At 66.6% G+C, this 11,779-nt stretch carries 10 protein-coding genes; 5 read left to right on the plus strand and 5 right to left on the minus strand.

Annotated elements, in window-relative coordinates:
- The first annotated feature begins 181 nt into the window (after positions 1-181).
- On the plus strand, positions 182-1,234 hold the full coding sequence (locus tag JMF86_RS15515; RefSeq protein WP_011546472.1) for an NAD(P)-dependent alcohol dehydrogenase: 1,053 nt from the start codon (positions 182-184) through the stop codon (positions 1,232-1,234).
- A gap of 92 nt (positions 1,235-1,326) precedes the next feature.
- Here JMF86_RS15515 and JMF86_RS15520 read toward each other — a convergent pair whose 3' ends face one another.
- From JMF86_RS15520 to gatC, 5 genes are all read right to left on the minus strand, one after another.
- Positions 1,327-2,100: an exodeoxyribonuclease III gene (locus JMF86_RS15520; RefSeq protein WP_006477482.1), complete on the minus strand. Its 774-nt coding sequence runs from the start codon at positions 2,098-2,100 to the stop codon at positions 1,327-1,329.
- A gap of 41 nt (positions 2,101-2,141) precedes the next feature.
- A complete protein-coding gene (locus tag JMF86_RS15525; protein WP_011546473.1) occupies positions 2,142-2,981 on the minus strand; it encodes a PPK2 family polyphosphate kinase in 840 nt (279 codons plus the stop codon).
- 118 nt (positions 2,982-3,099) lie between these two features.
- Positions 3,100-4,575 (minus strand): Asp-tRNA(Asn)/Glu-tRNA(Gln) amidotransferase subunit GatB, encoded by a 1,476-nt coding sequence (gene gatB, locus JMF86_RS15530; RefSeq protein WP_006477480.1) that lies wholly within the window; start codon positions 4,573-4,575, stop codon positions 3,100-3,102.
- 4 nt (positions 4,576-4,579) lie between these two features.
- Positions 4,580-6,070, minus strand: a complete 1,491-nt coding sequence (gene gatA, locus JMF86_RS15535) for an Asp-tRNA(Asn)/Glu-tRNA(Gln) amidotransferase subunit GatA (RefSeq protein ID WP_011546474.1) — start codon at positions 6,068-6,070, stop codon at positions 4,580-4,582.
- Between the two features lie 68 nt (positions 6,071-6,138).
- Positions 6,139-6,438: an Asp-tRNA(Asn)/Glu-tRNA(Gln) amidotransferase subunit GatC gene (gatC, locus tag JMF86_RS15540; protein WP_006477478.1), complete on the minus strand. Its 300-nt coding sequence runs from the start codon at positions 6,436-6,438 to the stop codon at positions 6,139-6,141.
- Between the two features lie 366 nt (positions 6,439-6,804).
- Here gatC and JMF86_RS15545 point away from each other — a divergent pair, with 366 nt between their 5' ends.
- From JMF86_RS15545 to mrdA, 4 genes are all read left to right on the plus strand, one after another.
- The gene (locus tag JMF86_RS15545; RefSeq protein ID WP_004189550.1) at positions 6,805-7,848 is read left to right on the plus strand and encodes a rod shape-determining protein; all 1,044 of its coding nucleotides are present in this window, start codon (positions 6,805-6,807) and stop codon (positions 7,846-7,848) included.
- A 138-nt stretch (positions 7,849-7,986) separates the two neighbouring features.
- Positions 7,987-9,063, plus strand: a complete 1,077-nt coding sequence (mreC, locus tag JMF86_RS15550; protein ID WP_011546475.1) for a rod shape-determining protein MreC — start codon at positions 7,987-7,989, stop codon at positions 9,061-9,063.
- Positions 9,060-9,572, plus strand: a complete 513-nt coding sequence (gene mreD, locus JMF86_RS15555; protein WP_006477476.1) for a rod shape-determining protein MreD — start codon at positions 9,060-9,062, stop codon at positions 9,570-9,572. Before mreC ends, mreD begins: the two co-directional genes overlap by 4 nt.
- A 101-nt stretch (positions 9,573-9,673) precedes the next feature.
- A partial coding sequence (gene mrdA, locus JMF86_RS15560) for a penicillin-binding protein 2 (protein WP_201317043.1) occupies positions 9,674-11,779 on the plus strand: 2,106 nt, incomplete at its 3' end.

Raw genomic sequence — 11,779 nt, forward strand, 5'->3', positions numbered from 1 at the left:
CCTTGAACGCGTTTTGACGGGCGTTCGTGCGCAATTCAAGAGGAATAGGCAAATCTTCCAGACCTTCATGTATTTCGCCGCGGCGGTGCGCTCCTTACGATAGGCACCTGTCTCGCCGCATCGCCACATGATGCGACGGCAGTCTGTTTCGCCGGATCTTTTCCGGACAAGGAGCCTTTGCATGAGCACGACCTATGCCTACGCGGCGACCGATTCGCAATCGCCGCTCGCCCCGTTCGAATTCCAGCGTCGCGCGCTGCGCGACCTCGACGTCCAGATCGACGTCCTCTACTGCGGCGTCTGCCACTCCGATCTTCACCAGGCGCGCAACGAATGGCGCAACACGATCTACCCGGTCGTGCCGGGCCATGAAATCGTCGGCCGCGTAACCGCGACCGGCCCGCAGGTGTCGCGCTTCAAGGTCGGCGAGCTGGTCGGCGTCGGCTGTCTCGTCGATTCGTGCCGCACCTGCGCGAGCTGCGAAGAAGGCCTCGAGCAGTATTGCGAGAACGGCTTCGTCGGCACCTACAACGGCCAGGACCGCGTGACGGGCGACATCACGTACGGCGGCTATTCGACGCAGCTCGTCGTCGACGAGGCGTTCGTGCTGCGCGTGCCGGACACGCTCGACCCGGCCGGCGCCGCGCCGCTGCTGTGCGCGGGGATCACGACCTACTCGCCGCTGCGGCAGTGGAACGTCGGCCCCGGCAAGAAGGTCGGCATCGTCGGTCTCGGCGGCCTCGGCCACATGGGTGTGAAGCTGGCGCGCGCGATGGGCGCACACGTCGTGCTGTTCACGACGTCGCCGTCGAAGATCGAGGACGGCAAGCGGCTCGGCGCGCATGAAGTGGTGATCTCGAAGGACGAAGCGCAGATGAACGCGCACCTGAACAGCTTCGACTTCATCCTGAACACGGTCGCCGCGCAGCACGACCTGAACCCGTTCCTGCACCTGCTCAAGCGCGACGGCACGATGACGCTCGTCGGCGCGCCGGAGCACGACCATCCGTCGCCGCAGGTGTTCAACCTGATCTTCAAGCGCCGCCGCCTCGCGGGCTCGCTGATCGGCGGGATCGCGGAAACGCAGGAAATGCTCGACTTCTGCGCGGAGCACGGGATCACGTCCGATATCGAGACGATTCCGATGCAGCAGATCAACGCCGCCTACGAGCGGATGCTGAAGAGCGACGTGAAGTACCGGTTCGTGGTGGATATGGCGTCGCTCAAGCAGTAAGCCGCGCCAAACGAAACGGGCCGCATGTTCGACATGCGGCCCGTTTTGCGTCATCGCGTCATCCGGCTACGCGCCAGGCGCCACCCAGCGCATCACTTCTGGTAGTCGTAGTCGATCGTCAGCGGCGCGTGATCGCTGAACTTGATGTCCTTGAAGATCGATGTGCTTTTCGCGGTCCCGGCCACGCCCGGGGTCGCGATCTGGTAATCGATCCGCCACCCGACGTTCTTCGCGTACGCCTGGCCGCGGTTGCTCCACCACGTGTACTGCTCGGGGCGCTGATCGAGCGTGCGGAACACGTCGACGTAGCCGACGTCGTCGAACAGCTTCGTGAGCCACTCGCGTTCTTCCGGCAGGCAGCCCGAGTTCTTCTGGTTGCTCTTCCAGTTCTTGATGTCGATTTCCTTGTGGACGATGTTCACGTCGCCGCACAGGATCACCTCGCGCTTCTTCTTCAGCGCCGCGAGGTGCGGCATGAATTCGGCCATGAAGCGGTACTTCGCCTGCTGGCGCTCCTCGCCGCTCGAACCGGACGGCACGTACACCGACACGACCGACAGCTTGCCGTAGCGCGCCTCGACGTAGCGCCCTTCGGGATCGAACTCGCTGCTGCCGAAACCGATGATCACGTCATCGGGCTCGCGGCGGCTGTACACGCCCGCGCCGCTGTAGCCCTTCTTCTCGGCGTGGTGGAAATAGCTCTTGAAGCCGTGCGGCTCGACGAATTCGGCCGGCAGGTCGTCGGCCGACACCTTGATTTCCTGCACGCATACGCAATCGGCGTTCTGTTCGCCGAGCCAGTCGAAGAAGCCCTTCTTCGCGGCGGAGCGGATGCCATTCAGGTTGGCGGTAATCACTCGCATCATGTCGGGTTCCGTTCAGTTCGATGTTTTTACAGGGGGGCAGCTTAACGGATCTTCACGCCTTCGAGCTCGGGCTTCGGCGGCGGGAATTCCAGCTTCATGTCGGTCATCGTGCGCAGCAGCAGCTCGGCGATCATCACGTTGCGGTGCGTCTTCGAATTCGCCGGGATCACGTACCACGGCGCATGCTCGGCCGACGTCGCGGCGAGCGCGTCGCGGTATGCGGACTGGTACGCGTCCCAGTGCTTGCGCGCGTCGAGATCGGAGATGTCGAATTTCCAGTGCTTGGTCTGGTCGTCGATGCGCGCCTGCAGCCGCGCGCGCTGCTCGTCCTTCGAGATGTGCAGGAAGCACTTGATGATGGTCGTGCCGTTCTCGAACAGCATCGTCTCGAAATCGCGGATCTGCCGGTAGCGGCGCTCGCACTCCTTGTCGCCGATCGCGCCGAGCACGCGCGGCACCAGCACGTCCTCGTAGTGGCTGCGGTTGAAGATCGCGAGCTCGCCCGCCGCCGGCACCTGCGCATGCACGCGCCACAGGAAGTCGTGCGCGGCCTCGATCGGCGTCGGCGCCTTGAACGGCACGATGCGCAGGCCGAGCGGGTCGACTTCGCGAAACACCGCGCGCACGGTGCCGTCCTTGCCGCTCGTGTCCATTCCCTGCAGCACGAGCAGCACGCGCTTCTTCTGCTGCGTGTGCAAGCGCTCCTGCTGCACGTCGAGCTCGGTCGACACGACCGACAGCCGTTCGCGGTCGGCCTCCTTCGAGCCGGACGAAAACGGCTTCGCACCAGGGTCGAACGCGTCGAGCTTGAATGCGGCGGCTTCCTTCTCGCGCGTGCTGTAGGGCACGCGGAAATCGTCGAGCGACGGTTGTTTCGCCATTCGTTCCTCCGTTGGACGGTGTGGTGCATACGATAACGCATCCACCAAACGCGACGGGCCGCCCCGAACTGGTTCGGAGCGGCCCGTCGTCAAGCGCGGTTCAGACGCGCGCGCATGCTCAGCCGAGCTTCTTCTTCAGCAGTTCGTTGACCTGCTGCGGATTGGCCTTGCCCTTGGTCGCCTTCATCGCCTGGCCGATCAGCGCGTTGAACGCCTTTTCCTTGCCGGCGCGGAATTCCTCGACCGATTTCGCGTTCGCCGCGAGCACTTCGTCGATGATCGCTTCCAGCGCGCCGGTGTCGGAGATCTGCTTGAGGCCCTTCGCGTCGATGATGCGGTCGGCCGCGCCTTCGTCGGTCGCCTTCTCGTCCCAGATCGTCGCGAAGATTTCCTTCGCGATCTTGTTCGAGATCGTGCCGTCGGCGATGCGCTGCAGCAACAGCGCGAGCTGCGCGGCCGACACCGGAATCGCGTCGATCTCGATGCCGTCGCGGTTCAGTTGCGACGACACGTCGCCCATCAGCCAGTTCGCGACGATCTTCGCATTCGCTGCGCCGGCCTTCGCGACCACCGACTCGAAGTACGCGGCCATCGCCTTGCTCGACGTCAGCACGCCCGCGTCGTACGCGGACACGCCGTACTCGTCGACGAAGCGCTGCTGCATCGCGGCCGGCAGCTCCGGCATGCCGGACTGCACGCGCTCGACCCAGTCCCGGCCGATCACGAGCGGCATCAGGTCGGGATCGGGGAAGTAGCGGTAATCGTGCGCGTCTTCCTTGCTGCGCATCGAACGCGTCTCGCGCTTGTCCGGGTCGTACAGGCGGGTTTCCTGCACGACTTCGCCACCGTCCTCGATCAGCTCGATCTGGCGACGCACTTCGTAGTTGATCGCTTCCTCGAGGAACCGGAACGAGTTCAGGTTCTTGATTTCCGCGCGCGTGCCGAATTTCTCCTGGCCGACCGGTCGCACCGACACGTTCGCGTCGCAGCGGAACGAGCCTTCCTGCATGTTGCCGTCGCAGATGCCGAGCCACACGACGAGCGCGTGCAGCGCCTTCGCATAGGCCACGGCCTCGGCCGCGCTGCGCATTTCCGGCTCGGTGACGATCTCGAGCAGCGGCGTGCCCGCGCGGTTCAGGTCGATGCCGGTCATGCCGGCGAAGTCTTCATGCAGCGACTTGCCCGCGTCTTCCTCGAGGTGCGCGCGGGTCAGGTTGACCGTCTTCTCGTACGCCGGCTTGCCGGCCTTCTCGTTGGCCGGCACCTGGATCGTGATCTGGCCGCCCTGCACGACCGGAATCTCGTACTGGCTGATCTGATAGCCCTTCGGCAGATCGGGGTAGAAATAATTCTTGCGCGCGAAGATGCTGCGCGGCGCGATGGTCGAGCCGATCGCGAGGCCGAAGCGGATCGCCCGCTCGACCGCGCCGCGGTTCAGCACCGGCAGCACGCCCGGCAACGCCAGGTCGACCGGGCACGCCTGCGTGTTCGGCTCCGCGCCGAACTGCGTCGATGCGCCCGAGAAAATCTTCGAGACGGTCGACAGTTGCGCGTGCGTCTCGAGACCGATAACGACTTCCCACTGAGTAGCCATGTGCTTACACCCCTGCCGGAACTTGCTTGTGCCAGTCGGTCGCGCGCTGGAACGCGTCGGCGACCTGCAGCATCCGGGCTTCGTTGAAATAGTTGCCGATGATCTGCAGGCCGACCGGGCGCTTCGCGTTCGCGCCCGCGCCGAAGCCGCACGGCACGCTCATGCCGGGCAGGCCCGCGAGGCTCACCGACAGCGTGTAGATATCCGCGAGATACATCTGCACCGGATCGTCGCCCTTCGCGCCGAGATCCCATGCGACCGTCGGCGACGCCGGGCCCATGATCACGTCGCAGGACTTGAACGCTTCCTGGAAATCGTTCGCGATGATGCGGCGGATCTTCTGCGCCTGCAGGTAGTACGCGTCGTAGTAACCGTGCGACAGCACGTAGGTGCCGACCAGAATCCGGCGCTTCACTTCAGGCCCGAAGCCTTCGGCGCGCGACTTCTTGTACATGTCGAGCAGATCGCCGTACTGCGCGGCGCGGTGGCCGAAGCGCACGCCGTCGAAACGCGACAGGTTCGACGACGCTTCCGCCGGGGCGATCACGTAGTACACGGGGATCGACAGTTCCGTCTTCGGCAGCGACACCGGCACGAGCGTCGCGCCGAGCGCCTCGTATTGCTTGAGGGCCGCGTCGATCGTCGCGCGCACGTCGTCGGCGAGGCCCGCGCCGAAATACTCGTTCGGCAAACCGATGCGCAGGCCCGCGAGCGGCTTGCCCGCGTCGTTGCCGGCGGCCCACGGCTGGCCGAGGTGGCGCGTGAAGTCTTCATCGTCGCGCTCGAGGCTCGTCGAGTCGCGCTCGTCGAAGCCGGCCATCGCGTTCAGCAGCAGCGCGCAGTCGGACGCGCTCTGCGCCATCGGGCCGCCCTGGTCGAGCGACGACGCGAACGCGATCATCCCGTAGCGCGACACGCGGCCGTAGGTCGGCTTGATGCCCGTCACGCCCGCGAACGACGCGGGCTGGCGAATCGAGCCGCCGGTGTCGGTGCCGGTCGCGGCCGGCGCGAGGCGCGCGGCGACGGCGGCCGAGCTGCCGCCCGAGCTGCCGCCCGGCACCGCGTTCGTGTCCCACGGGTTCTTCACCGCGCCGAACGCCGAGTTTTCGTTCGACGAGCCCATCGCGAACTCGTCCATGTTGGTCTTGCCGAGCGTGACCATGCCGGCCGCCTGCAGGCGGGCGACGACGGTCGCGTCGAACGGGCTCTCGTAGTTCGCGAGCATTTTCGAGCCGGCGGTCGAGCGCCAGCCGCGCGTGACGAACACGTCCTTGTGCGCGATCGGCAGGCCGGTGAGCGCGCCGCCCGCGCCGCGCGCGAGTTCGGCGTCGGCGGCTTTCGCCTGCGCGAGGGTGAGGTCGGCGTCGACGTGGACGAACGCGTTCAGGTCGCGCGCGGCGTCGATCCGTTTCAGATAGTGCTGCGCGAGCTCGACGGCCGAGCATTCCTTGGCGGCGAGCGCGGCGCGCAGTTCGGTCAGGCTTTTTGCGTGCATTGAGTGGTTTTCCTGGAATTCTGGGTGGCGCGCGGCGCAGGACGGCCGGCGCGCTTGTCATCGAATGCTTACTCGATCACCTTCGGCACGAGATAGAGGCCGTCCTGGACGGCCGGCGCCGGACGCTGGTTGTCGTCGCGATTGACGACTTCCGTCACGGCGTCGTCGCGCAGGCGCTGCGCGACTTCCTGGATCTGTTCGATCGGGTGGGCGAGCGGCGCGATGCCGGCGGTGTCGACCGCCTGCATCTGCTCGACGAGGCCGAAGAATTCATTGAGCTGGCCGAGCATGTGCTCGGCGTCGGCGTCGGCCATTTCGAGTCGCGCCAGGTGCGCGATGCGTTTCACATCGGTCAGGGTCAGGGCCATGCGATCACCGGAAAAACAAGGCTGCGCAGTGCATCGAAAGCAGCACTGCGGCGGGGGGTTGGAGGGTGCGATCCACCCTCAGAAATCGGGGCCGAAGCGGCAAAAATACCGCCCGTTTCGATTCAAATACCGTGAAATTATAAGGTATCATTACGCGTTCGACCCAAACCCGGCAGCCTTTTCCCGCACCGTTTCGCCCTGCTTCGGCAAGCCGTGCGTGCTTCGTGCGATCCCCGGTAGACATCACTCGCAGCTTCGTGCGCCGCGGCGGCCGCTTCCGCCACGCTTCCCGAGGCTGTTATTTTTTCCGCTGCCGCCCTCAGCGCTCGCTATGCAGGGCCGGCCCAGAGCGAAACAGGATTCTGAATGTTCGGTTTTTTGCGCAGCTACTTCTCCAACGATCTCGCGATCGACCTCGGCACCGCAAACACCCTGATCTACATGCGCGGCAAGGGCATCGTGCTCGATGAACCGTCCGTCGTGTCGATCCGCCAGGAAGGCGGCCCCAACGGCAAGAAGACGATCCAGGCGGTCGGCAAGGAAGCCAAGCAGATGCTCGGCAAGGTGCCGGGCAACATCGAGGCGATCCGCCCGATGAAGGACGGCGTGATCGCCGACTTCACCGTCACCGAGCAGATGATCAAGCAGTTCATCAAGACGGCCCACGAGTCGCGCATGTTCTCGCCGTCGCCGCGCATCATCATCTGCGTGCCGTGCGGCTCGACCCAGGTCGAGCGCCGCGCGATCAAGGAAGCGGCGCACGGCGCCGGCGCGTCGCAGGTCTACCTGATCGAGGAGCCGATGGCGGCCGCGATCGGCGCGGGCCTGCCGGTCTCGGAAGCCACCGGCTCGATGGTCGTCGACATCGGCGGCGGCACGACCGAAGTCGGCGTGATCTCGCTCGGCGGCATCGTCTACAAAGGCTCGGTGCGCGTCGGCGGCGACAAGTTCGACGAGGCGATCGTCAACTACATCCGCCGCAACTACGGGATGCTGATCGGCGAGCAGACCGCCGAAGCGATCAAGAAGGAAATCGGCTCCGCGTTCCCGGGCTCCGAAGTCAAGGAAATGGAAGTGAAGGGCCGCAACCTGTCGGAAGGCATCCCGCGCAGCTTCACGATCTCCAGCAACGAAATCCTCGAAGCACTGACCGATCCGCTGAACCAGATCGTGTCGTCGGTGAAGATCGCGCTCGAACAGACGCCGCCGGAACTCGGCGCCGACATCGCCGAGCGCGGGATGATGCTGACGGGCGGCGGCGCGCTGCTGCGCGACCTCGATCGCCTGCTCGCGGAAGAAACCGGCCTGCCGGTGCTCGTCGCGGAAGATCCGCTGACCTGCGTCGTGCGCGGTTCGGGCATGGCGCTCGAGCGCATGGACAAGCTGGGCAGCATCTTCTCGTACGAGTGATCGCCCAGTGATCGCCTAGGCAGTCCCGTTTGATATGACGCACCCGCGGCGTGGCCGGATCGCTCGTTCAGAACGAACCGCCGCGCCGTTTGCGCGTCTGAGCATTATTTAACCGATCACACGCGCCCGGCGCCGACCATGGAATACAGTCCGCCGCCCCTCTTCAAGCAAGGTCCGCCCGCGCTCGCGCGGCTCATCTTCTTCGTCGCCCTCGCCATCGCGCTCCTCGTGTCGGACGCGCGCTTCAGCACGCTCGAAATCGTGCGCGGCGTGCTCGGCACCGTGCTCTACCCGCTGCAACGCGCGGCGCTCGTGCCGCGCGACCTGTTCATGGGCGCGGCCGACCTCGCCGTCACCGGCGCGGCGCTGCGCCACGAGAACGACGATCTCCGCAAGCGCAACCTGCAATTGTCGACGCAGGCCAACCAGGCCGCCGTGCTCACGCAGGAGAACGCGCACCTGCGCGCGGTGCTCGAACTGCGCCAGCACATCGCGACGCAATCGACGCCGGTCGAGATCCAGTACGACACGAGCGATCCGTTCACGCAGAAGATCGTGGTCGGGCAAGGCTCGCAGCAAGGCATCCAGGACGGCTCGCCCGTCGTCAGCGAGGACGGCGTGATCGGCCAGGTCACGCGCGTGTTCCCGCTGCAATCCGAAGTCACGCTGGTCACCGACCGCGATCTCGCGATTCCCGTGCAGGTGCTGCGCACCGGCCTGCGCAGCGTGATCTACGGCACGCCGAAGGGCGATTCGCTCGACCTGCGCTTCGTGCCGACCAGCGCGGATCTCGTCGCCGGCGACGAGCTGATCACGAGCGGCCTCGATGGCGTCTATCCGCCCGGCCTGCCGGTCGCCAAGGTCGTGCGCGTCGACAAGCTCGCCGATACCGCGTTCGCCCGGGTGACCTGCGCACCGGTCGCGGCCGTGCGCGGCGCGCGCCAGATGCTCGTGCTGCATTACCGCAACGACATCCCGCCGCGTCCGGCCGAGCCCGATCCCGCCGCCGAGAAGAACGCGAAGGGCAAGAAGGGCGCGAAAGCCGCCGCGAAGGGCGAAAAGGCCGAGAAAGCCGACAAGGCCGACGCGAACGCGAAGCCGGCCGCCGCGGCCCAGCCCGGCGCGAAACCGGCGCCGGCGGCTCCTGCGGCGCCGGCCCAGCCCGCCGCCGCGCCCGCGAAGCCCGCCGCCGGGCAATCAGGAGCCCAGCGATGAACCGCCCGCAATACATCCTGCAGCCGGTCAATCCGTACTTCATCGTCTTCAGCCTCGCCGCCGCGTTCCTGCTGAACCTGATGCCATGGGGCCGCCTGCCCGGCGTGCCCGATTTCGTCGCGCTCGTGCTGCTGTTCTGGAACATCCACCAGCCGCGCAAGGTCGGGATGGGCGTTGCGTTCGCGCTCGGCATCCTGATGGACGTGCACGACGCGGGGCTGCTCGGCGAGCACGCGCTCGCCTATACGCTGCTGTCGTACGGCGCGATCACGATCCACCGCCGCGTGCTGTGGATGCCGATCGGCGTGCAGGTGCTGTACGTCACGCCGCTGCTGGTCGCCGCGCAGCTCGTGCCGTTCGTGATCCGCCTGCTGATGGGCGCCGCGTTCCCCGGCTGGCGCTATCTCGTCGACGGTTTCGTCGAAGCCGCGCTGTGGCCGATCGCGAGCCACCTGCTGCTGATGCCGCAACGCCGCCCGGTCGACCCGGACGATACGCGCCCGATCTGAGCCGGACCGACCTTGAATACCCGCCGCCCCCACGCCCGCCGCGCGCCGCGCTCCGGGGCGGCACCTCGCCCGCGTCCGCGCGCGGGCCAGATTGCCCTTAAATGACCGAATTCAACGACACCCAACAGCAGCTCTCGAGGTTCCGCCTGCGCGTCGCGGCGGCGGGCGTGTTCGTGTTCGTCTGCTTCGGGCTGCTCGCGAGCCGCTTCTTCTACCTGCAGTTGATGCAGCACGGCAAATACGCGCTGCAGGCCGAGGAAAACCGCATCTCGGTCGCGCCGATCGTGCCGAACCGCGGGATCATCACCGACCGCAACGGCGTGATCCTCGCGAAGAACTACTCGGCGTACACGCTCGAGATCACGCCGTCGAAGCTCGACGACACGCTCGACAACACGATCGACAAGCTGTCCGAGATCATCCCGATCGACGCCCGCGACCGCCGCCGCTTCAAGAAGCTGCAGGAAGACTCGAAGAACTTCGAGAGCCTGCCGATCCGCACGCGGCTCACCGACGCCGAAGTCGCGCGCTTCACCGCGCAGCGCTTCCGCTTCCCCGGCGTCGACGTGCGCGCGCGGCTGTTCCGCCAGTACCCGCTCGGCATGACGGCCGCGCACGTGATCGGCTATATCGGCCGGATCTCGAAGCGCGACCAGGATCGCATCGACGCGATGAGCGACGACAACGACAGCGACCAGGAGCACTACGATCCGCGCCGCGACGCGAACAACTACAAGGGCACCGACTACATCGGCAAGATCGGCGTCGAGCAGAGCTACGAGACCGAGCTGCACGGGCTGACGGGCTTCGAGGAAGTCGAGGTGACGGCTGGCGGCCGGCCGGTGCGCACGCTGTCGCGCACGCAGGCGACGCCCGGCAACAACCTCGTGCTGTCGCTCGACATCGGGCTGCAGCAGGTCGCCGAGCAGGCGTTCGCCGGCAAGCGCGGCGCGCTCGTCGCGATCGAGCCGAAGACGGGCGACGTGCTCGCGTTCGTATCGTCGCCGAGCTTCGACCCGAACTCGTTCGTCGACGGCATCGACCAGCAGACCTGGGACGAGCTGAACAACTCGCCCGACAAGCCGCTCCTGAACCGCCCGCTGCACGGCACCTACCCGCCCGGCTCGACGTACAAGCCGTTCATGGCGCTCGCGGGCCTCACGCTCGGCAAGCGCACGCCGGGCTGGGGCTTCCAGGACCCGGGCTACTTCACGTTCGGCGGCCACACGTTCCGCAACGACGTGCGCTCGGGCCAGGGCTGGGTCGACATGAACAAGGCGATCATGGTGTCGAACGACACCTACTTCTACATGCTCGCGCGCGACCTCGGCGTGAACGCGATCGCGAACTTCATGAAGCCGTTCGGCTTCGGCCAGATCACCGGAATCGACATCCAGGGCGAGGCGCGCGGCATCCTGCCGTCGACCGACTGGAAGAAGAAGGCGTTCAAGAAGGCCGCGCAACAGAAGTGGTTCGACGGCGAGACGATCAGCCTCGGGATCGGCCAGGGCTACAACTCGTTCACGATCCTGCAACTCGCGCATGCCACTGCAACGCTCGCGAACAACGGCGTCGTGATGAAGCCTCACCTCGTGAAGGAAGTCGAGGACCCGATCTCGCGGGCGCGCCACCTGACCGTGCCGAAGGAAAGCGAGGTGATCCCGCTGAAGGCGGCCGACATCGACGTCGTGAAGCGCGGGATGGAGAACGTGATCGAGAACCCGTCCGGGACCGCGTACAAGGTGTTCCGCGGCGCGCAGTACCTCGCCGCCGGCAAGACCGGTACCGCGCAGGTGTTCTCGCTGCAGGGTTCGAACTACAAGGGCCACCTGCTCGCCGAACACCTGCGCGACCACGCGCTGTTCATCGCGTATGCGCCGGTCGACCATCCGCAGATCGCCGTCGCGCTGGTCGTCGAGAACGGCGGCTGGGGTGCGCAGGCCGCCGGCCCGATCGCGCGCCGCGTGCTCGACTACTACCTGGTCGAGCGCCAGAACCCGAAGAACGAGGCCGCGGCCGTGGCCGCCGCGGCGTCGGCGACCGAGCCGGTGAGCGCACCGGTGGTCGGCGACACGTCGAAGCCCGCCACGATCGCGGCCGGCTTCACCGCGCTGCCGCAGCCGGTCGTGCCCTCGGCGGCCAGCGCGGCCGAGGCGGCGTCGGCCGCGTCGGGTGCCTTGGGCGCCTCTGGGGCCGCCAGCGCCACC

This window comes from Burkholderia sp. E168m15 (genome assembly GCF_016586105.1).
Lineage (GTDB): Bacteria > Pseudomonadota > Gammaproteobacteria > Burkholderiales > Burkholderiaceae > Burkholderia > Burkholderia orbicola.

Bases quoted from the DNA above. Each gene is read 5' to 3' on its own strand.
- JMF86_RS15515 (WP_011546472.1), top strand. From the start codon at position 182: ATGAGCACGACCTATGCCTACGCGGCGACCGATTCGCAATCGCCGCTC.
- JMF86_RS15520 (WP_006477482.1), bottom strand. From the start codon at position 2,100: ATGATGCGAGTGATTACCGCCAACCTGAATGGCATCCGCTCCGCCGCG.
- JMF86_RS15525 (WP_011546473.1), bottom strand. From the start codon at position 2,981: ATGGCGAAACAACCGTCGCTCGACGATTTCCGCGTGCCCTACAGCACG.
- gatB (WP_006477480.1), bottom strand. From the start codon at position 4,575: ATGGCTACTCAGTGGGAAGTCGTTATCGGTCTCGAGACGCACGCGCAA.
- gatA (WP_011546474.1), bottom strand. From the start codon at position 6,070: ATGCACGCAAAAAGCCTGACCGAACTGCGCGCCGCGCTCGCCGCCAAG.
- gatC (WP_006477478.1), bottom strand. From the start codon at position 6,438: ATGGCCCTGACCCTGACCGATGTGAAACGCATCGCGCACCTGGCGCGA.
- JMF86_RS15545 (WP_004189550.1), top strand. From the start codon at position 6,805: ATGTTCGGTTTTTTGCGCAGCTACTTCTCCAACGATCTCGCGATCGAC.
- mreC (WP_011546475.1), top strand. From the start codon at position 7,987: ATGGAATACAGTCCGCCGCCCCTCTTCAAGCAAGGTCCGCCCGCGCTC.
- mreD (WP_006477476.1), top strand. From the start codon at position 9,060: ATGAACCGCCCGCAATACATCCTGCAGCCGGTCAATCCGTACTTCATC.